The sequence below is a fragment of the Streptomyces sp. NPDC030862 genome (assembly GCF_055571835.1).
The window spans coordinates 826424-844095 of record NZ_JBVIEN010000001.1 but is presented as its reverse complement, the minus strand read 5'-3'; the positions used below and the strand labels follow the sequence as shown (position 1 = coordinate 844095).

At 74.2% G+C, this 17672-nt stretch carries 24 protein-coding genes and 1 pseudogene; 13 read left to right on the top strand and 12 right to left on the bottom strand.

The genetic code is table 11. From position 1 onward, the window contains the following. Positions 1 to 3: 3 nt before the first annotated feature. The 6 genes from ACZ42X_RS03845 to ACZ42X_RS03820 form a co-directional block, all read right to left on the bottom strand. Positions 4 to 717, bottom strand: a complete 714-nt coding sequence (locus ACZ42X_RS03845) for a GvpL/GvpF family gas vesicle protein (RefSeq protein ID WP_468283928.1) — start codon at positions 715 to 717, stop codon at positions 4 to 6. A gap of 5 nt (positions 718 to 722) precedes the next feature. After that, positions 723 to 1181 (bottom strand): gas vesicle protein GvpJ, encoded by a 459-nt coding sequence (gene gvpJ, locus ACZ42X_RS03840; protein WP_468283926.1) that lies wholly within the window; start codon positions 1179 to 1181, stop codon positions 723 to 725. Between the two features lie 9 nt (positions 1182 to 1190). Continuing rightward, positions 1191 to 1556, bottom strand: a complete 366-nt coding sequence (locus ACZ42X_RS03835; protein WP_468283924.1) for a gas vesicle protein GvpO — start codon at positions 1554 to 1556, stop codon at positions 1191 to 1193. A gap of 180 nt (positions 1557 to 1736) precedes the next feature. Next, a complete protein-coding gene (locus ACZ42X_RS03830; RefSeq protein WP_468283922.1) occupies positions 1737 to 2096 on the bottom strand; it encodes a VOC family protein in 360 nt (119 codons plus the stop codon). 57 nt (positions 2097 to 2153) lie between these two features. Then, the gene (locus ACZ42X_RS03825) at positions 2154 to 2957 is read right to left on the bottom strand and encodes a methyltransferase domain-containing protein (RefSeq protein ID WP_468283920.1); all 804 of its coding nucleotides are present in this window, start codon (positions 2955 to 2957) and stop codon (positions 2154 to 2156) included. A 46-nt stretch (positions 2958 to 3003) separates the two neighbouring features. Then, entirely contained in the window at positions 3004 to 3516 is a 513-nt protein-coding gene (locus ACZ42X_RS03820; RefSeq protein ID WP_468283918.1) for a hemerythrin domain-containing protein, read from the bottom strand. Between the two features lie 54 nt (positions 3517 to 3570). On the opposite strand from ACZ42X_RS03820, the gene ACZ42X_RS03815 reads away from it, so the two are divergent. The 12 genes and pseudogenes from ACZ42X_RS03815 to ACZ42X_RS03760 all read left to right on the top strand — a co-directional run bounded on the left by ACZ42X_RS03815 (position 3571) and on the right by ACZ42X_RS03760 (position 11949). Continuing rightward, entirely contained in the window at positions 3571 to 4719 is a 1149-nt protein-coding gene (locus tag ACZ42X_RS03815; RefSeq protein ID WP_468283916.1) for an SDR family oxidoreductase, read from the top strand. An 88-nt stretch (positions 4720 to 4807) separates the two neighbouring features. After that, a complete protein-coding gene (locus ACZ42X_RS03810; protein ID WP_468283914.1) occupies positions 4808 to 6220 on the top strand; it encodes an NAD(P)/FAD-dependent oxidoreductase in 1413 nt (470 codons plus the stop codon). A 1-nt stretch (position 6221) separates the two neighbouring features. Next, positions 6222 to 8069 carry a transketolase gene (locus tag ACZ42X_RS03805; protein WP_468283912.1) on the top strand — a complete coding sequence of 616 codons (1848 nt, stop codon included), beginning with the start codon at positions 6222 to 6224 and terminating at the stop codon, positions 8067 to 8069. 205 nt (positions 8070 to 8274) lie between these two features. Then, positions 8275 to 8580, top strand: a pseudogene (gene ligD, locus ACZ42X_RS03800) (non-homologous end-joining DNA ligase LigD); the annotation flags it as partial. A gap of 70 nt (positions 8581 to 8650) precedes the next feature. Further along, positions 8651 to 8911 (top strand): gas vesicle protein GvpO, encoded by a 261-nt coding sequence (locus ACZ42X_RS03795; protein WP_468283910.1) that lies wholly within the window; start codon positions 8651 to 8653, stop codon positions 8909 to 8911. Positions 8912 to 8949: 38 nt separating this feature from the next. Further along, positions 8950 to 9351 (top strand): gas vesicle structural protein GvpA, encoded by a 402-nt coding sequence (locus ACZ42X_RS03790; RefSeq protein ID WP_468283908.1) that lies wholly within the window; start codon positions 8950 to 8952, stop codon positions 9349 to 9351. After that, on the top strand, positions 9348 to 10064 hold the full coding sequence (locus tag ACZ42X_RS03785) for a GvpL/GvpF family gas vesicle protein (protein ID WP_468283906.1): 717 nt from the start codon (positions 9348 to 9350) through the stop codon (positions 10062 to 10064). The genes ACZ42X_RS03790 and ACZ42X_RS03785 overlap by 4 nt, the downstream gene beginning before the upstream one ends. Positions 10065 to 10081: 17 nt before the next feature. Further along, positions 10082 to 10318, top strand: a complete 237-nt coding sequence (locus ACZ42X_RS03780) for a gas vesicle protein GvpG (protein ID WP_468283904.1) — start codon at positions 10082 to 10084, stop codon at positions 10316 to 10318. Continuing rightward, positions 10315 to 10632, top strand: a complete 318-nt coding sequence (locus tag ACZ42X_RS03775; RefSeq protein ID WP_361415731.1) for a gas vesicle protein — start codon at positions 10315 to 10317, stop codon at positions 10630 to 10632. Before ACZ42X_RS03780 ends, ACZ42X_RS03775 begins: the two co-directional genes overlap by 4 nt. After that, a complete protein-coding gene (locus tag ACZ42X_RS03770; protein WP_468283902.1) occupies positions 10629 to 11438 on the top strand; it encodes a GvpL/GvpF family gas vesicle protein in 810 nt (269 codons plus the stop codon). The genes ACZ42X_RS03775 and ACZ42X_RS03770 overlap by 4 nt, the downstream gene beginning before the upstream one ends. Next, on the top strand, positions 11435 to 11677 hold the full coding sequence (locus ACZ42X_RS03765) for a gas vesicle protein (protein WP_468283900.1): 243 nt from the start codon (positions 11435 to 11437) through the stop codon (positions 11675 to 11677). The genes ACZ42X_RS03770 and ACZ42X_RS03765 overlap by 4 nt, the downstream gene beginning before the upstream one ends. Next, positions 11674 to 11949 carry a gas vesicle protein K gene (locus tag ACZ42X_RS03760; protein WP_355363134.1) on the top strand — a complete coding sequence of 92 codons (276 nt, stop codon included), beginning with the start codon at positions 11674 to 11676 and terminating at the stop codon, positions 11947 to 11949. Before ACZ42X_RS03765 ends, ACZ42X_RS03760 begins: the two co-directional genes overlap by 4 nt. Before the next feature lie 18 nt (positions 11950 to 11967). Here the strand turns inward: ACZ42X_RS03760 and ACZ42X_RS03755 are convergent, their stop codons facing one another. Next, a complete protein-coding gene (locus tag ACZ42X_RS03755; RefSeq protein WP_468283898.1) occupies positions 11968 to 12135 on the bottom strand; it encodes a hydrophobic protein in 168 nt (55 codons plus the stop codon). Positions 12136 to 12255: 120 nt separating this feature from the next. Here ACZ42X_RS03755 and ACZ42X_RS03750 point away from each other — a divergent pair, with 120 nt between their 5' ends. Then, complete coding sequence (locus ACZ42X_RS03750; RefSeq protein ID WP_468283896.1) at positions 12256 to 13026, top strand: hypothetical protein; 771 nt, start codon at positions 12256 to 12258, stop codon at positions 13024 to 13026. Positions 13027 to 13036: 10 nt separating this feature from the next. Here the strand turns inward: ACZ42X_RS03750 and ACZ42X_RS03745 are convergent, their stop codons facing one another. The 5 genes from ACZ42X_RS03745 to ACZ42X_RS03725 all read right to left on the bottom strand — a co-directional run bounded on the left by ACZ42X_RS03745 (position 13037) and on the right by ACZ42X_RS03725 (position 17640). After that, a complete protein-coding gene (locus ACZ42X_RS03745; RefSeq protein WP_468283894.1) occupies positions 13037 to 14557 on the bottom strand; it encodes a phosphatase PAP2 family protein in 1521 nt (506 codons plus the stop codon). A 160-nt stretch (positions 14558 to 14717) separates the two neighbouring features. Next, the gene (locus tag ACZ42X_RS03740; protein ID WP_468283892.1) at positions 14718 to 15881 is read right to left on the bottom strand and encodes a baeRF2 domain-containing protein; all 1164 of its coding nucleotides are present in this window, start codon (positions 15879 to 15881) and stop codon (positions 14718 to 14720) included. A gap of 76 nt (positions 15882 to 15957) precedes the next feature. Continuing rightward, positions 15958 to 16530: a TIGR03086 family metal-binding protein gene (locus tag ACZ42X_RS03735; protein WP_468283890.1), complete on the bottom strand. Its 573-nt coding sequence runs from the start codon at positions 16528 to 16530 to the stop codon at positions 15958 to 15960. Positions 16531 to 16629: 99 nt separating this feature from the next. Next, positions 16630 to 17175 (bottom strand): type 1 glutamine amidotransferase domain-containing protein, encoded by a 546-nt coding sequence (locus tag ACZ42X_RS03730; protein ID WP_468283888.1) that lies wholly within the window; start codon positions 17173 to 17175, stop codon positions 16630 to 16632. 36 nt (positions 17176 to 17211) lie between these two features. Next, entirely contained in the window at positions 17212 to 17640 is a 429-nt protein-coding gene (locus tag ACZ42X_RS03725; protein ID WP_468283886.1) for a CBS domain-containing protein, read from the bottom strand. Positions 17641 to 17672: the final 32 nt, after the last annotated feature.

The window sequence follows — 17672 nt, the reverse complement described above, 5'->3', positions numbered from 1 at the left end:
CGCCTAGACGAAGCTGTACGGGGGAAGCGGCCCGTGCATCCGGAAGTCGAAGTCCTCGCCGTACTCCTCGGCCAGCTGGGCCTCCCGGGCCGCGAACTCCTGCTGCCGGGACCGCTCGACGAGGAAGGAGGCGCCGAGGAAGTCGTCCCCCGCCGGATCGGACACCTTGGTCTCGCGCGCCAGCGGGCGCAGCGCCTCGACGATGCCGGAGCCGAACGACTCGTGGCGGGCGCCGACCTCCCGGGCGACGAGCTCGCCGAGCGCCAGCTTGAGTTCCTGCCCGCCGCGTCCGGCCCGGACCTCGTCGTTCATGCGGCGCGCGTCGTCGGACTGCCGCAGCACTTCGCGCAGCAGGACGTCCTCGTCGCAGGCGACCTTCAGGTGGAACTCGGCGCAGCCGTCGAGGGCCGCGAGCCGCTCCCGGTACGCGTCGGCGCGCTCCTCCAGGGTCTCGCGGACGGACTCGTCGTCCGGGGCGAGGGCGCCGAAGCGCAGCGGGAGCACGGTCGCCTGGCCCATCAGTTCTTCGAGGACCGTCTCGTGGGCGAGCACGTCGCGGCGCTTGGCGCGCAGCCCGTCCGGCGCGTCGCTGACGACGGCGGCGAGCGACGAGCCCTTCACCACGCGGAGCTGCCGCGGGGGGTCTCCCACCCCGGCCACGCCGTCGAGCCCGAGGGGATGGGTCGCGGCCGTGATCGCGTAGACGTAGACCGACATGGGGCTCACTCTTCCCGGTGCCTGGGGGGCCTGCGCTCGGAGCGGGGCCTCTCACGCTCCTCGACCGGTTCGGGCTCTTCCTCGCGCCCCTCGTCCCGGCCCTTGCGGAACGACTCGGAGAACGCCTCCACGGCCCCCGTCAGAGCTCCCTTGCTCTTGCCGCGGGCACCGCCCTCGGTGACCTCGCCGACCACGTCGGTCAGCTGCGCCGGAGCCTTCCGTCCGGTCTCCAGGTCGAGGCGGTTGCACGCCTCGGCGAAGCGGAGGTACGTGTCCACGCTGGCCACCACGACGCGGGCGTCGACCTTCAGTATCTCGATGCCCACCAGGGACACGCGGGCGAACACGTCGATGACGAGGCCGCGGTCCAGAACCAGTTCCAGCACGTCGTAGAGCGATGACGACGAGCCACCGCCCCCGCCGCGTGCGACGGCGCCTCCGCCGCCTTGTGGCACCACGGTCATGGTGCCTCCTCACCTTCGTGGGTCGATCTGGCCCCGCGTATAGCGACGGATCCGTTCGTACGCCATCAGCTCGCCGTCCGCGTCGAGCGTGACCCGGTAGCTGGCCAGCACGCTGGTGGTCTCGGGGATCCTTTCGAGCTCCAGGACCTCCACCTCCGCCTCCCACCCGTCCTCGGTGGGCCGGAGGGCCGAAATGGACTCCGGGGCTCTCCCCAGCAGCTCCGACAGCTGGTCGGCGGCGAAACGCATCGCCTTGGGAGCGGACAGTCGCTTGCGCGGCCCCTGACGTCCGTCGCTGCGCCCGCTGTCGCGGGGCTCGTCGCGCGGGTCGTCGGGGTGGGGTCCGGGTCCGTGGGCCTGTCGCTCGGAGGGCATTGCACTGCTCACCCACTGTCAAAGCTGCGCAAAAGCATTAAATGAATCATATAGGACATGTGGGTGGGCCCGGCCGTTCTCACGGGGATCCGTCCGAACGGCCGGGCCGAGTGACCGCGTCATGCGACTACACAGCGCTACTGCGGCGGGGGCAGCCGCGCCGCGTGGCTACGCGCGCCGCTACGGGCGCCGTCGGTCGACGTACTCGAACACCGAGCCGTCCGGGTGGGCCGCGATCAGGTTGCGCCCCACCGGCGTCGGCACCGGGCCCGCCACGACCCGTGCGCCGACCTCGGCGAGCCTGTCCCGCGCCACGTCGACGTCGTCCACCGCGATCGTGGCCGCCACCTTGCGCAGCACCTCCAGCTCCGACTGCGGGCCCGTCATCAGCAGGAAGCACCCCACCGCCGCCACCGACACGCCGCCGCGTTCGAAGCGGAGTGCGGGGCTGCCGGTGAGCCGTTCGTAGAAGAGGACCGACTCCTCCAGGGTGTTCGGGTCGTCGAGGCAGATGCGCAGCGTGGCGCCGATGATCTCCATGCGGGCGAGGGTAGTTGACGGCGGCGGAGCATGTGATCCGCTCGCCGGGGTGGGGTCTCACGCCCGGCACAGCACCTCGCCGTGCGGCACCAGGAACCAGCCGTCCTCCTCGCGGCCCCATGCGCGCCAGCCCTCCGCGATGGCGGCCAGCTCGTCCTCGGTCGCGTACCCGCCCTCGACCGCGAGCCGGGCGTACGCCGAGGCGGTCGTGCGGTCCGCCCACAGCCCGCTCCACCACGCGCGCTCGTCCGTGGTGGCGAAACACCAGGTCGAGGCGGTGGCGGTGACGTCGGTGAAGCCGGCGCGCCGCGCCCAGGAGAGCAGTCGGCGTCCGGCGTCCGGCTCGCCGCCGTTGCCGCGCGCGACCCGGTGGTAGAGCCGCAGCCAGCCGTCCAGTACCGGCACCTCGGGGAACCAGGTGAAGGCCCCGTAGTCGCTGTCGCGCGCCGCGACGACACCGCCGGGGCGGCACACCCGCCGCATCTCGCGGAGCGCGGCCACCGGGTCGCCCACGTGCTGGAGCACCTGGTGGGCGTGGACCACGTCGAAGGAGTCGTCGGGGAAGTCCAGCGCGAGTACGTCGGCGACACGGAACCCGACGTTGTCCAGGCCCCGTTCGGCGGCCACCGCGCGCGCCTGGTCCAGTACGTCCTCGGCGGTGTCCACGGCCGTCACCCGGCCGGGGGCGACCAGCGCGGCCAGGTCCGCGGTGATGGTGCCCGGGCCGCAGCCCAGATCCAGTACGTCGAGGCCCGGCCGGAGCCGGTCGATCAGATAGGCCGCGGAGTTGGCGGCGGTACGCCACCGGTGGGACCGCAGCACCGACTCGTGGTGGCCATGGGTGTACACAGCATCCGTCATGCCGTCACCGTACGCCGGTGTGTCGGATCGTGAGATCCCCATCTCGCTATCTGGTCGCAGGAGTTGTTCCGCGGCCCGGCCGCGACGGCGCCACCGCCTGAGCCGCCTTCACCGCCTTCGCGAGGTTCTCCAGCTGGTCGTGCTCCGAGGTCTCCCGCAACCGGGCGAACTCCTCGCGCTCCTCGGCCTCCGCGTGGGCCAGCAGGTCGTCCCGCAGCGCCGCGCACCGCTCCGCGAACTCCGGGGTGTCCACGCCGAGTTGCCCGCCCAGTTCCTCCAGGGCACGCAGCCCCGCCCGTACGCGCTTCTCCTCCTCCAGCCGCTGCTCGACGATCCGTTCGCCGTCCTCGATGCGGCCGCGCGCGAACGGGTGGACCATCTCCTCCTCCGCGGCCTCGTGCGCCGCGAGCAGCCCGGCCAGTTCACCGAAGCGCTCCTCGCGCGCCTTCCCCTCGCTCCCCATCAGCTCGTCGAAGAGGCGGCGGAGCCGTACGTGCTGCTCTTCCAAGAGCGCCACCACGTCCTGACCGCCGCCCCCGGACGCCTCGGGCATGGGCATGCGGGCCTCCTCCCTCCGGCGTTATCCGCCGGGACGCCCGGGTACCCGCCGCCCATGAACGCGAACCTTGCCGAGGCCGCCCGCACGGTCGTGATCACCGGAGCCGGCGGCGGGGTGGGCCGCGCCACGGCCCGCGCCTTCGCCGCGCGCGGCGACCGCGTGGCGCTGCTCGCGCGTGGCGAGAAGGGGCTCGCGGGCGCGGCCGCCGACGTACGCGCCGCCGGTGGCACCGCGTTGACCGTGTCCGTCGACGTCTCCGACACCCGGGCCGTCGAGGAGGCCGCCGACCGGGTGGAGCGCGAGCTCGGCCCGATCGACGTCTGGGTCAACAACGCCTTCGTCGGCGTCTTCGCGCCCTTCACCGAGATCCATCCCGACGAGTTCCGCCGCGTCACCGAGGTCACCTACTTCGGGTACGCCAACGGCACCCGCGCCGCCCTGCGCCGCATGGTGCCGCGCGACCACGGCACCGTCGTCCAGGTCGGCTCCGCCCTCGCCTACCGTGGCGTCCCGCTCCAGTCCGCGTACTGCGGCGCCAAGCACGCCATCCAGGGCTGGAACGAGTCCGTGCGCTGCGAGCTGCTGCACGCCGGCAGCAAGGTGCGCACCACCATGGTGCAGCTCCCGGCCGTCAACACCCCGCAGTTCGACTGGGCGCTGTCGCGCATGCCGGGCCGCGCCCGCCCCGTCCCGCCGGTCTACCAGCCGGAGGTCGCCGCCCGCGCCGTCGTGCACGCCGCCGACCACCCCGGCCGCCGGGAGTACCGCGTCGGCGCCCGTACGGCGCTGACGCTCGTCGCCAACGCGGTCGCGCCCGCGCTGCTCGACCGCTACCTCGCCCGCACCGGATACCGCGCCCAGCAGGAGCCGTGGGACGGCGCCGGTGAGGGGGCCGCGCCGCACTCCGACGAACCCGCCCCCAGCAACCTGTGGGCGCCGGTCGACGGCCCGCTGGGCCAGGACTTCGGCGCCCACGGCCGCTTCGACGCCGAGGCGCGCGACCTGTACGCGGACACCGTGCTGCTGCGCCACCCGGCCGTGCTGGCCACCGCGGCGGCCGGAGCCGCCGCCGGGATCGCGGCGGGCGCCGGCACGGTGCTGCGCCGCCGGGGCGGCGGCGTTTGGCAGGCGGCCGCACGGGCACCGGGAAGGTTCGTGCGGCGCCGGACACCGACCCGTCGGCGTGCGACCCGACCGATCTGACACCGGCCGATCCGACCCTGATCGATCCGACCCCGACCGACCCGTCACCACTCGACCTGTCACCGTTCGACCTGACGCTGGAGGCGCTGTGACCCCGTCCGTCAACCCGCCCGCCGGTACGCCGTCCCGCCGCCGGCCGCGCATCGTGATCGTCGGCGCGGGATTCGCCGGCTACCAGACCGCCCGCGGCCTCAGCAAGAGCCTGCGCGGCCGCGCCGAGATCGTGCTGCTCAACCCCACCGACTACTTCCTCTACCTGCCCCTGCTGCCGCAGGTCTCCGCGGGCATCCTGGAGCCCCGCCGGGTCACCGTCTCGCTGCCCGGCACGCTCCGGCACGTCCGCCTGGTGCTGGGCGAAGCCGACCACATCGACCTCGACGGGCGGAAGGTGCACTACACCGACCCCGAGGGCACCACCGGCGAGCTCGGCTACGACCGGCTCGTCCTCGCCGTCGGCAGCGTCAGCAAGCTCCTGCCCATCCCGGGCGTCGCCGAGCACGCCACCGGCTTCCGCGGCCTGCCCGAGGCGCTCTACCTGCGCGACCACATCACCCGGCAGATAGAGCTCGCCGCGTCCGCCGGCGACCCCGCCGAGTGCACCTCCCGCTGCACCTTCGTCGTGGTGGGCGCCGGTTACACCGGCACGGAGGTCGCCGCCCACGGCAAGATGTTCACCGACGCGCTCGCGCGCAAGTACCCGTCCTGGCCCAAGGGCGTACGCCCCCGCTGGATGCTCCTCGACGTCGCCGACCGCGTCCTGCCCGGACTCGACAAGCGGCTCTCCGACACCGCCGACCAGGTGCTGCGCGCCCGGGGCGTCGACGTGCGGATGGGCACCTCCGTCAAGGAGTCCACGTCCGACGGCGTGCTCCTCGACAACGGCGACTTCGTCGAGACGCGCTCCCTCATCTGGTGCGTCGGCGTGCGCCCCGACCCGCTCGTCTCCGAGCTGGGCCTGCCCGTCGAACGCGGCCGGCTCGTCGTCACGCCCGAGCTGCGCGTGCCCGGCCACCCCGACGTCTTCGCCTGCGGCGACGCCGCCGCCGTACCCGACCTGAACCGGCCCGGCGAGTACACGCCCATGACGGCGCAGCACGCCTCGCGGCAGGGCAAGACCGCCGCCCGCAACGTCGCCGCGTCCCTCGGTATCGGCGAGGCCGCCCCGTACCGCCACAGCGACATGGGCTTCGCCGTCGACCTCGGCGGGGTGAAGGCGGCCGCCAACCCGATGGGCGTCCCGCTGTCCGGGCCCGTCGCCGGGGCCGTCACCCGGGGGTACCACCTGGCCGCCATGCCGGGCAACCGGGTGCGGGTCGCCGCGGACTGGCTGCTGGACGCGGCGCTGCCCCGGCAGGCCGTCCAGCTGGGCCTGGTCCGCTCCTGGCAGGTACCGCTGGACACCGCCTCGCCCGAACTGGCCAAGAGCGGCGCCGGGAACGGCGGCGCCAAGAGCAGCACCGACAGCACCGCCGCGACCGGCTCCGGCGCTCGCAAGGAGTGACATGCACTACGAAGAACTCGCCTCACTCGCCCAGCAGTTGAGGGTCGACGCGGTCCGGGCCTCGGCATCCGCCGGCTCCGGGCACCCCACGTCCTCGATGTCCGCCGCCGAGCTCGGCGCCGTCCTCCTCGCGCACCACCTGCGCTACGACTTCGACCGGCCCGACCACCCCGGCAACGACAAGTTCGTGCTCTCCAAGGGCCACGCCACGCCCCTGCTCTACGCCATGTACCGGGCCGCCGGCGCCATCGACGACGACGAGCTCGCCACCTACCGCACCCTCGGCAGCCGCCTCGAAGGGCACCCCACGCCCCGGCTGCCCTGGGTGGACGTGGCCACCGGCTCCCTCGGCCAGGGCCTGCCCGTCGGCGTCGGCATGGCGCTCGCGGGCAAGCGCCTCGACCAGGCGCCGTACCGCGTCTACGTCCTGTCCGGCGACAGCGAGATGGCTGAGGGCTCGGTGTGGGAGGCGGTCGAGCACGCCGCGTACAACCACCTCGACAACCTCACCCTCGTCGTCGACGTCAACCGGCTCGGCCAGCGCGGGCCCACGCGCCACGAACACGACCTCGGCGCCTACGCCCGGCGCCTGCACGCCTTCGGCTGGCACGTGGTCGAGGTCGACGGGCACGACGTCGAGGCCGTCGACCGCGCCTACGCCGAGGCCCGCTCCACCATCCGGCAGCCCACCGCGATCCTCGCCGCCACCCACAAGGGGCGCGGGGTCGCCGCGGTCGAGGACCGGGAGGGCTTCCACGGCAAGCCGCTCAAGGACGCGGAGGCCGCCATCGGGGAGCTGGGCGGCCCGCACCCCCACCACGTGTCCGTACAGAGCCCGCCGGACGTGGAGGCTCCCCGGCCCGCCCGGGGCGGCACCGTCGAGCTGCCGCGCTACGACGTCGGCGACACGGTCGCCACCCGCACCGCGTACGGGCACGCCCTGGAGGCCCTCGGTTCGGCGCGCGGCGACGTGGTGGCGCTCGACGCGGAGGTGAGCGACTCCACGCGCACCGAGTTCTTCGCCAAGGCCCACCCCGACCGGTACTTCGAGTGCTACATCGCCGAACAGCAGCTCGTCGCGGCGGCCGTCGGCATCCAGACGCGCGGGTACGTCCCGTACGCGTCGACGTTCGCGGCCTTCCTCACCCGGGCGTACGACTTCATCCGCATGGCCGCCGTCAGCCGCGCCGGCATCAACCTGGTCGGCTCCCACGCGGGCGTCGCCATCGGCCAGGACGGGCCGTCCCAGATGGGCCTGGAGGACCTGGCGATGCTCCGCGCGGTCCACGGCAGCACCGTGCTCTACCCATGCGACGCCAACCAGACCGCCCGGCTCGTCGCCACGATGGCCGACCTGTCCGGCATCCGCTACCTGCGCACCTCGCGCGGCGACGCACCGGTCCTGTACGGGCCCGACGAGGAGTTCCCGGTCGGCGGCAGCAAGGTCCTGCGCGGGGGCGGCGACGACGACCGCGCCACCCTCGTGGCGGCCGGGGTCACCGTCCACGAGGCCCTCAAGGCGGCCGACCTGCTGGCCGAGCACGGCATCCCGGTGCGCGTCATCGACCTGTACTCGGTCAAGCCCGTCGACACCGAGACGCTGACCGCCGCCGCGACCGCCACGGGCTGCCTCATCACGGTCGAGGACCACCATCCCGAGGGCGGCCTGGGCGACGCGGTCGCCGAGGCCTTCTCCGACGGCCGCCCGGCCCCGCGCCTGGTCCGCCTCGGCGTCCGCGCCATGCCGACCTCGGCGACACCGGAGGAGCAGCTGCACGCGGTGGGCATCGACGCCGACTCGATCGCCGCGGCGGTGAAGCTGGCGGTGGAGAGCGGCGTGACGCCCTGACACGCTCCCCGGAACGCCCCGACGCGCTCCCCGTGACGCCCCGACCGGTCCCGCTCCGCGGGCAGCCGGCCGGGGCGTTCCGTGTACCCGGCGGCACGCCGGGTACGGGGCCCCGATGAGCGCACAGACCCAGACCCGCACCGCCCTGCGGGCCGGGCGCAGGACCGTGGAGGTCCACCGGCCCGACAAGGTCCTCTTCCCCGACGACGGGCTGACCAAGGCCGCCCGCAAACAGGCCCGCGGCGGCCGCCTCCACCTCGACGTGCAGCGCAACGGCTACGCCCAGACCGCCGTCGCGCCCTGGTCCGCACGCGCCCTGCCGGGCGCACCCGTCGCCGCGCCGCTGACGTGGGAGCAGCTCGACGAGCCCGCCACGCACGCCCGCCGCTGGACCCTGCGCACCGCGCTGGAGCAGGCCCACACCCGGCCCTGGGACGCCGACGCGGCCCGGCCGCGCGTCCTCGGACCGACGGTCCGCGGGCGGCTGGACGCCCTGCGCCGAGGGGATTGACGCCGCCTGGACTTGCGGAATCCGCGTTCCCGTGTTTGCGGGCTCCTGTGGCGGCAACCCGCATGAAGTCATGGCCAACACATCAGAGACCCTGCGCCGCGCGTGCGAACAGCTCGCCGAACTCACCGGGCTGACCGCCGAATCGGTGTCGTCCTTCCAGCGCACCGACGACGGCTGGAGATTGACCGTCGAAGTGGTCGAACTGACCCGCGTCCCCGAGACGATGAGCCTGCTCGCGTCCTACGACGTCGAACTCGACCAGGACGGCGAGCTCACCGGATACCGGCGCGTGCGCCGCTACGAACGCGGCCGAGCCGACCGGCAGCGCTGAGGCGCCAACTGACAACCCCTCAGGGAGGGAGCCACACCATGACCGTAGCCACACAGACAGGCGGTCCGGCCGGAGGCGGTTCCGGCGGCACCAGTGGCCTGTACGACGTCCTGGAACTCGTCCTGGACCGCGGGCTCGTGATCGACGCGTTCGTCCGCGTCTCGCTCGTCGGCATCGAGATCCTGAAGATCGACGTCCGTGTCGTCGTCGCCAGCGTCGACACCTACCTGCGCTTCGCCGAGGCGTGTAACCGCCTCGACCTGGAGGCCGGCCCCCGCAAGAACCCGGGCCTGCCCGAGCTGGTCAACGACATGACCGAGTCCGGAGCGCGCGGCAAGTCGAAGGGCGCCCTCCAGGGCGCCGCCGAGACCCTGTCCGACACGCTCAGCCGTTCGTCCAGCCGCTCGTCGTCGCGGAAGAAGGAGGAAGAGGAGAAGTGAGCACGTACGTCTACGGCATCACACGGAGCTCACACCCCGGACTCCCCAAGGGGACCTGCGGCATCGGCGACCCGCCCAAGCCCGTCCGGGTCCTCACGGAGGGCGGCCTGACGGCGCTCGTGAGCGACGCGCCCGAGGAGCTGCGCCCCAAGCGGCGCGACCTGCTCGCCCACCAGAACGTGCTCGCCGGGGCCGGCGTGGACGGCCCGGTGCTGCCCATGCGCTTCGGCGGCGTCTCGCCCGACGACGACACGGTCGTCGCGGTCCTCGCCGAACGCCAGGACCACTATCTGGAGCGGCTCGACGCCCTCGACAACAAGGTCGAGTACAACGTCAAGGCCTCGCACGACCAGGACGCCGTCCTGCACCAGGTGCTCGCCGACGACCCCGACCTGCGGGCGCTCAGCGAGGCCAACCGCGCGGCGGGCGGCGGCACCTACGAGCAGAAGATCGCCCTCGGCGAGCGGGTGGCGGCCGCCGTCAAGCAGCGCGAGGCGCGCGACGCGGTACTCGTCCAGGAAGCCTTGCAGGGCGAGGCCGCGGACATCCGGCCCGGACCCGAGTCCACCGGCTGGCTGGCGAACATCTCCTTCCTCGTGGACCGGGACGCCGCCGACGGCTTCGTCGCGGCCTGCGAGGCCCTCGCCAAGCACCACGGCCACCTCCAGCTGCACCTGAACGGGCCACTGCCGCCCTACAGCTTCGTGGAGTAGAGGGGAGAGGCTCCGGTATGGGCCTGCTGGGTGAGCTGCTCCTGCTGCCCGCCGCCCCCTTGCGCGGCACCGCCTGGGTGCTGCGCCAGGTGGTGGCGGAGGCGGAGCGGCAGTACTACGACCCCGCCGCCGTACAGCGCGAACTCGCCCGCCTCGCCGAGTTGCTGGAGGCGGGCGAGATCGACGAGGCGGAATTCGACCGCCGGGAGGACGAGCTCCTCGACCGCCTGGAGAAGGGTGCGAGACCGACATGACCACGCCCAGCCGGGGCCTTCCCAGCCCGTACGCCGCCGAGGGCAGCAGCGCCAACCTCGCCGACATCCTCGAACGCGTCCTCGACAAGGGCGTGGTCATCGCCGGCGACATCAAGATCAACCTGCTCGACATCGAGCTGCTGACCATCAAGCTGCGTCTCGTCGTCGCGTCCGTCGACCGCGCCAAGGAGATGGGCATCGACTGGTGGGAGAGCGACCCCGCTCTCTCCTCGGGCGCCCGCCAGCGCGAACTGGCCCGCGAGAACGAGGAGTTGCAGCGCCGGATCGCCGAGCTGGAGGAGCGCACCGCATGACCGTCACCCCCGCCGCCCCCCGCACCCCGCGGCTGCGGTACGTCTACGCCGTGTGCCGGCCCTTCGACGGCGTCCTGCCCGAGGGGCTCCGCGCCATCGGGGACCAGCCGCCGCGGCTGCTCCGCCATGGTGACCTCGTCGCCGTGGTGGGCGCCGTCCCCGCCGAGGACTTCGACGAGGCCCCGCTGCGCGCGCGCCTGGAGGACCTGGACTGGCTGGCCGCCACCGCGCGCGCCCACGACGCGGTCATCGCCGCCCTGACCACCGTGACCTGCCCGCTCCCGCTGCGGCTCGCCACGGTGTGCCGCGACGACAGCGGCGTGCGGCGGCTGCTGGAGGAGGGCCACGACCGGTTCGTCCGCGCCCTGGAGCGGCTGGACGGCCGGGTGGAGTGGGGGGTGAAGGTGTACGCGGAACCGGAACCGGAGCCGGAACCGCGGCAGGAGCCCCGGCAGCCCGCGGCGGCGCCCGCCGCCGGTGGCGGACGCGACTACCTGCGCCGCCGGCTCCAGCAGCGGCGCGGCCACGAGGCCGGGCTGCGGCGCGCGGAGGACCTGGCGCGCCGCCTGCACGACGAGCTCTCCCGGCACGCGGAGGCCGCCACGGTCCACCCGCCGCAGGACGCCAAACTGTCCGGCGCCGGGGGCGTCAACGTCCTCAACGCCGCCTACCTCATCGACCGGGAGCGCGGCGAGGGCTTCGTCCAGTTGGTGCGGGGGACGTCCGAGGAGGGCGTCAGGGTGGAGCTGACCGGGCCCTGGGCGCCGTACTCCTTCGCGGGGATCGCGGAGGAGGAGGCCGCATGAGCGTCGAAGAGCGGCGGATCGCCCTCGTGGACCTGCTCGACCGGCTGCTCGCCGGAGGCGTGGTCATCAGCGGCGACCTCACGCTGAGCATCGCCGACGTCGACCTCGTACGCGTCGACCTCAAGGCGCTGGTCAGCTCGGTGAGCGCCCAGGTGCCCTCGCCGTGGGAGCCGGCCGGGCGGACCACCGGGAAGGGCGCGAGGGAGATCGCGGGGGAGATCGTGGGGGAGCGGGTATGAGCGAGCCGCGCCGCCGCGTCGAGCTGGACCCCGACACCGTCGAGCGCGACCTCGCCCGGCTGGTCCTCACCGTCGTCGAGCTCCTGCGTCAGCTCATGGAGCGGCAGGCGCTGCGCCGCGTGGAGGGCGGGGAGCTGACCGAGGAGCAGGAGGAGCGGATCGGCCTGACCCTGATGCTGCTGGAGGACCGCATGGAAGTCCTCCGGACGAGGTTCGGACTCGCGCCGGAGGACTTGAACATCGATCTGGGACCGCTCGGCCCCTTGCTGTGATCCCCGAACCGTCACCCCCTACCAGCGGTACCAGCGGGACCGCGTGCCGCCCGACGTCGTCCTGAACAGGAACCCGAGCAACCAGATCACCAGGACCGCCACCGCGATCCACCACAGCGCCTCCACCGCGAACCCGGCGCCGAAGAGGATCAGGATGAGTAGCAGCACCAGAAGGATGGGAACCATAATGCACCTCCATCCTTCGAGTGCCCCCGATTCGAACGTGTACACGGCCCAGGGTGGGGTACCGCCCGTCTGCCGTCACCGCCGTGCGGGAGCGGGATGATCCGCCGATCATCGTGTTTCATGGCCACAAGATCGGACATGCCCCTCCTCGCCGCCCTGCTGACCCCCCTCTGCGCCGGCCTCCTGCTCACCGGATGCGCCGAGCCGTCCTCCGCCCCCACGGCCCGCCCGGCGCAGGCCGCGACCGCCCCCGCGCCCGGACCCCCCGCCAAGCCGGCGCCCGCGCTCGCCCCCCGGCCCGCCGAGCTCCCCGGCATCGGGCCGCTCACCCGCGCGCGGATCCCGGCCACCACCCGGCAGGCGCTCGTCGTCACGGGCGAGGGCCCCGACGCCTCCCGCTCCACCGCCGTCCTGTACGCGCACGACCCGGTGCGCGGCTGGCACCCGGTCACCGAACCGTGGCAGGCCCACAACGCCCTGCGCGGCTGGACCGACGACCATCACGCCGACGACCTGCGCACACCCATCGGCGTTTTCCGGATCGGCGACGCCGGCGGCCGCCTGCCCGACCCCGGCACCCGGCTGCCCTACGACCAGGACGAGGAGTTCAACATGTCCGGCACCGGGTTCCTCGGCGAGCCGCTCGAAGGCTCCTTCGACCACGTCGTGGCCATCGACTACAACCGCGTCCCCGGCACCACGCCCCTGAACAAGACCCGCCCCCTCGGCCTCGCCAAGGGCGGCGGCGTGTGGATCCACGTCGACCACGGCGGCCCCACCCGGGCCTGCGTCTCCCTGCCGCTGGAGCGCATGCGGGAGCTGCTGCTCGCCCTGGACCCGGCGAAGGAGCCCGTGATCGTGATGGGGGACGCGGCCGCGCTGGCCCGGTGAGGGGGCGTGCTCAGGCCCGTACCTGCGGCCGGTAGACGGTGAGCGCCTCGTCCTCCTTGTCGACCAGCAGCTCCGTCGGCGCCTCGGTCACCTCGCCGTCGTACGCCAGGACGGTCCCGGGGGCGAGCCCCGCGATCCGCAGCCGCCGCAGCGACACCGCCGCGTGCACGGGGGAGCGGCTCAGCGGCCCCGCCAGGACCGCCGCCAGGAGCCGCAGCCCCGGCAGCCGGCCGGCCCGTACCACCCGCACGTCCAGCAGGCCGTCCGCCAGCTCGGCGCGGTGCCCGGGGGTCGGGCCCATCCGCCGGTACAGGCAGTTGCCGGCGAACAGCAGCCACAGCGCGTGCCGTTCGCCGCCCAGCTCCGCCTCCAGCGGGTGCTCGCCGCGCAGCAGCCGCAGCGCCCCGAGCACCCCGGCCGGCCAGCCGCCGATCCGCGGCGCCCAGCGCTCCCGCAGCCGCACCAGCTCCGGGTACACGCCCAGGCTGAAGGTGTTGACGAAGTACCCGTGGGCCGCGCCGTGCGGACCGGGCGTGAACCGCCCCAGGTCGACCCGTACGGCGTCACCCGCGGTCAGCGCCCGGCAGGTGTCGTGGACGGACTCGACGCCCAGGTCGTACGCGAAGTGGTTGAGCGTCCCTCCGGGGAAGACCGCCAGCGGCACCCGGTGCCGGGCCGCCACCGCCGCCGCCCGGTTGACCGTGCCGTCGCCGCCCACCACTCCCAGGGCCCGGCACCGCCCCGCCGCGGCCTCCAGCTCCTCCTCCACGGCCTCCGGGGGACACGCGCGCACGTCGGCGCGCGGCAGCGCGTCCCGGACCAGCGCGGCGGCCGCCGCGGAGTCCGAGCCCGACTCCTCGTTGACCACGACGACCAGGCCGGCCCCGCCCGGCAGGGCGGGCGCGTCGGCGTGCGGCCGCCCGGGCGCCGGCAGCTGCGACCGGGTCGGCACCAGGCCCCGTACGGCGAAGGCGGCGCCCACCCCGAGGGCCGCGCCCACCAGCACATCGCTCGGGTAGTGCGCGCCCGTGTAGATCCGGGAGAGCGCCACGGCGGCGGCCACCGGCGCCACGACCGCCCCCCAGCCCCGCGACTCCAGCGCCACGCCCGTCGCGAAGGCCGCCGCCGACGCCGAGTGGCCCGACGGGAACGACGTGGTGATCGGCTGCCGCTTCAGCCGCCGCACCATCGGCACGGCGTCCAGCACGGGGCGCGCCCGCCGCACCGACCGCTTGCCGACGGTGTTGATGGTGGCCGACGCCACCGCGAGCGACGCCACCCCGCGCACGGCCGCCCGCCGCGCCCGCGCCCCGCGCCCGAGCGCCGCGATCCCGGCCGCCGCGCCGAACCACAGCACCCCGTGGTTGGCGCTGCGGCTCAGCCGGGGGAGCAGGGGCTCGGCGCCCGGCCAGTGGCGGGTGGCCACCCGGTGGAAGACGTCCCGGTCCCAGGCGCCGAGCAGCGCGGTGACTCGGGAACGGACGGGGTCGGCGGCCTGTGCGGTGGTGTGGGCGGCATGGTCACGGGGCATGGCAGGCGCTTACCCCTTCCCGGGCCTACGAAGCCGACGAAGGCGCACGCGGGCGCACGCAGGCGGCCGGGCGCCGCCACCCGAGGGCGGCACCCGGCCTGCTCGGCCGCGGGAGGGGTCCCTCGGAGCCCCGCCCAGCCGCGGGAGGGACCCCGCGGGACTACGCCGGCTCCGCCTCCCTCTCCCGCTCGCTCTCCTCGTACGGCCAGCGCAGCAGCGCGCCCAGGCCGCCGACCGGGACCTCGTCCTCGATCTCCGGCCGTACCCGCAGCACCTCCGCCCCCGTCATCACGGCCGAGCGGATCAGCGCGTCGTCGGCGCGGGCGGGCATGGGCTCGGTCTCACCCAGGTACTGCGTCTCGTTGCGGCGCACCGCGATCTGGTCCGGCTCCGCGCCCACCCACACCTCGCGGTGCGCGTCCGGGCCCTCCGTACGGATCAGCAACTCGGCGATCCGGTGCTCCCGGGCCGCCTCGATCAGCGCGGGCACGCCCTCGGCCGCGCCCTCCGGGCGGCCGCCGCCGGTGGAGCGGGCGGCCCGGAACCGGTCAAGCTCCTGGGCGGCCAGGCGCCGCATGTGCTCCTGGCGGGCGGCTTCCACGTCCTCGTCCAGCAGCCGCCTGCTCGCGCCGGCCGCGCGTCCGCCGTGGTCGCTCTCCACGGTGAGCGCCCGGATGTCCGGGGCCAGCCGCTCGTGCACGGAGCGCCGCTCGCGCGGGTCACCGGCGAGCACGATCAGATCGGCGCCGGTCTCGCGCTCGCATGCGGTGAGGGCCTCGGCGATCTCGGCGGCGTTCTCCTCCCAGGTGTTCTCGACCCTGAGCTGGAAGTGCCGCTCGGACCAGTCCGCGGTCCCATGGCGGCGCAACGGCCAGGAGCGGCCCTCCACATGGCCGGCCGGACGCCCGCCGAGCGGTGTGCGCAGCTCCAGGTCGGCTCCGGCGCGGTCGATGTACGCGACCAGGCAGACCGGTTCCTGCGTCGCCAGGTCCAGCAGCGGGCCCAGGTGCGGCAGCGCCGACCAGGTGACCTCGGACGGCCACGGGGGCCGTACGCCCAGCGGCGGGTCGAGGACGACCTCGCCGTGCGCGGCGAACACCGCCCGCCCGGCCTCACCCGGCGGGCGCGGCTCGTCCGTCAGCGCCTCGTACACGGCCCGCTCGGTCGCCGGGTCGCACCCCTGGGACCGGAGTCCGTGACAGACCTCCTTGGCCTGGAGCGCCCGCCGCTCCTTGGTGGACTCGTCCACCCGCGAGGTGTCCAGATAGACACTCGCCCACGGTCCGGGGCGGTCGAAGAGGGCGGCGAGAAACGAGAGTTGCATGGCTCCCTCCCGGAGGCCGGAATACCGGAATATGCGTCGGGGACAGGTTGCGGCTACGGGCCCTGCGCGCTGACCCTCAGACCTTGCGGCCGACCATCGCCAGCAGCTTCGTCTGCGCGTCGGCGCCCGGCGGTGTCGTCACCGGCGGGGCGAACAGGCCGCTCTTGGACAGCCCGGCGGCCTGCGGGGCGATGTCCCGGGTGGTGAAGTCGACGAGCGCCTTGGGCAGCTGCTCGTCCGCGCCGATCGCCCGGGACAGGTCCCAGGCGTGGATGACGGCGTCGTCCACCATCTGGCGGCAGTAGTCCTCGGCCGGTGTCTCGCCGTACGAGAGGTGGACCGTACCTCTGAGGGCGCCCTCCGCCCGGAACGCCTCGACGGCCTCGGCGGCCGCCCGGTCCCACACCCCGACGGGGTCGTCGCCGAGCACGTCGCCGTCGAACCGGTCGCCGACCTCCTCGATCGTCAGTCCGTCCCGCACCAGCGGCACCACCCACAGCTGCTCACCGGTCAGGTGGTTGACGAGGTCGCGCACCGTCCATTCGGTGCAGGGCGTCGGGGCGTCCCACTGGTCGTCGCGGACCGCGTGCACCCGCGCGCCGAACACCTCCAGAGCCTCGGCGTGCCGTGCGAGCAGGGTGTTCGCCATGGGGCTCACCTCCATCCATGGGATCGGATCCGCATCCGCGCCCGAGTAAGGGGCTCCTCGTCCGCCGCGCGGGACGAGGAGCCGGCCGGGGCGTGGGCGTCAGCCCCGCGCAACCTTGGCGAACACCTTGGTGAACGCCTCGCAGAACGCCTTGAGGTCGTCCGGCTTGCGGCTCGTGACGAGCGTGCTGGGCGTCGCCTCGCAGACCTTGACCTGTTCGTCCACCCACTCGCCGCCGGCGTTGCGGATGTCGGTCTTCAGACTCGGCCAGGACGTCAGGGTCCGGCCCCGTACGACATCGGCCTCCACCAGGGTCCACGGACCGTGGCAGATCGCCGCGACCGGCTTCCCGGCGTCGAAGAACGCGCGGATGAAGGCGACCGCCCGCTCGTCCATCCGCAGGAAGTCCGGATTGGCGACGCCGCCGGGCAGGACGAGCGCGCCGAAGTCCGCGGCGGACGCGTCGGCGACGGTCTCGTCGACCGGGAACGTGTCCGCCTTGTCCAGGTGGTTGTACGCCTGGATCTTGCCCGGCTCGGTCGACACCAGCACGGGCGTGTCACCGGCGTCGGCCACCGCCTGCCACGGGTCGGTCAGTTCCACCTGCTCGACGCCCTCCGGCGCCACGAGAAACGCTACGCGCACGATTCTCCGCTCCTTTCCGCAGTTCTTGCTGGTCGTCTATGTGTTCGGCTCGGCCCGGCTGATGTCGGCGAGGGCGGAGCCCGGGTCCCGCGCCACCGCCAGATCGCCGAGGGCCACCATGCCGAGCGGCCGCCCGTCCACCACGACCGGCAGCCGCCGGACGGCGTGGCGCCGCATCAGCTCCACGGCGTCCGCGACGTGGTCCTCGGGGGTCACGCACACGGGGTCGGGGGTGCACACGGACTGGGCGCTGACGGTGAGCGGATCGGCCCCGTCGGCCACCGCACGCACCGCGATGTCGCGGTCCGTGACCATGCCGAGGACCCGGTCCCCCTCCGCCACCAGCACGTCTCCGATGTCCTGGGCCCGCATGACCTGCGCCGCTTCGACGAGCGAGGCGTCCGGCCGCACGGTCGCCACACCGGGCGTCATGACGTCCCGCACGAGCCGCGCCCGCTGTGCCATGTCCCTGTCCGCCTTCCCTGCCCGTCCGCTCG

Coding starts and splice junctions, on each gene's coding strand:
- ACZ42X_RS03765 (WP_468283900.1), top strand. CDS start 11,435: ATGAGCGTCGAAGAGCGGCGGATCGCCCTCGTGGACCTGCTCGACCGG.
- ACZ42X_RS03770 (WP_468283902.1), top strand. CDS start 10,629: ATGACCGTCACCCCCGCCGCCCCCCGCACCCCGCGGCTGCGGTACGTC.
- ACZ42X_RS03830 (WP_468283922.1), bottom strand. CDS start 2,096: ATGGAGATCATCGGCGCCACGCTGCGCATCTGCCTCGACGACCCGAAC.
- ACZ42X_RS03805 (WP_468283912.1), top strand. CDS start 6,222: ATGCACTACGAAGAACTCGCCTCACTCGCCCAGCAGTTGAGGGTCGAC.
- ACZ42X_RS03745 (WP_468283894.1), bottom strand. CDS start 14,557: ATGCCCCGTGACCATGCCGCCCACACCACCGCACAGGCCGCCGACCCC.
- ACZ42X_RS03835 (WP_468283924.1), bottom strand. CDS start 1,556: ATGCCCTCCGAGCGACAGGCCCACGGACCCGGACCCCACCCCGACGAC.
- ACZ42X_RS03755 (WP_468283898.1), bottom strand. CDS start 12,135: ATGGTTCCCATCCTTCTGGTGCTGCTACTCATCCTGATCCTCTTCGGC.
- ACZ42X_RS03790 (WP_468283908.1), top strand. CDS start 8,950: ATGACCGTAGCCACACAGACAGGCGGTCCGGCCGGAGGCGGTTCCGGC.
- ACZ42X_RS03775 (WP_361415731.1), top strand. CDS start 10,315: ATGACCACGCCCAGCCGGGGCCTTCCCAGCCCGTACGCCGCCGAGGGC.
- ACZ42X_RS03845 (WP_468283928.1), bottom strand. CDS start 717: ATGTCGGTCTACGTCTACGCGATCACGGCCGCGACCCATCCCCTCGGG.
- ACZ42X_RS03820 (WP_468283918.1), bottom strand. CDS start 3,516: ATGCCCATGCCCGAGGCGTCCGGGGGCGGCGGTCAGGACGTGGTGGCG.
- gvpJ (WP_468283926.1), bottom strand. CDS start 1,181: ATGACCGTGGTGCCACAAGGCGGCGGAGGCGCCGTCGCACGCGGCGGG.
- ACZ42X_RS03750 (WP_468283896.1), top strand. CDS start 12,256: ATGGCCACAAGATCGGACATGCCCCTCCTCGCCGCCCTGCTGACCCCC.
- ACZ42X_RS03725 (WP_468283886.1), bottom strand. CDS start 17,640: ATGGCACAGCGGGCGCGGCTCGTGCGGGACGTCATGACGCCCGGTGTG.
- ACZ42X_RS03760 (WP_355363134.1), top strand. CDS start 11,674: ATGAGCGAGCCGCGCCGCCGCGTCGAGCTGGACCCCGACACCGTCGAG.
- ACZ42X_RS03815 (WP_468283916.1), top strand. CDS start 3,571: ATGAACGCGAACCTTGCCGAGGCCGCCCGCACGGTCGTGATCACCGGA.
- ACZ42X_RS03825 (WP_468283920.1), bottom strand. CDS start 2,957: ATGACGGATGCTGTGTACACCCATGGCCACCACGAGTCGGTGCTGCGG.
- ACZ42X_RS03780 (WP_468283904.1), top strand. CDS start 10,082: ATGGGCCTGCTGGGTGAGCTGCTCCTGCTGCCCGCCGCCCCCTTGCGC.
- ACZ42X_RS03740 (WP_468283892.1), bottom strand. CDS start 15,881: ATGCAACTCTCGTTTCTCGCCGCCCTCTTCGACCGCCCCGGACCGTGG.
- ACZ42X_RS03795 (WP_468283910.1), top strand. CDS start 8,651: ATGGCCAACACATCAGAGACCCTGCGCCGCGCGTGCGAACAGCTCGCC.
- ACZ42X_RS03735 (WP_468283890.1), bottom strand. CDS start 16,530: ATGGCGAACACCCTGCTCGCACGGCACGCCGAGGCTCTGGAGGTGTTC.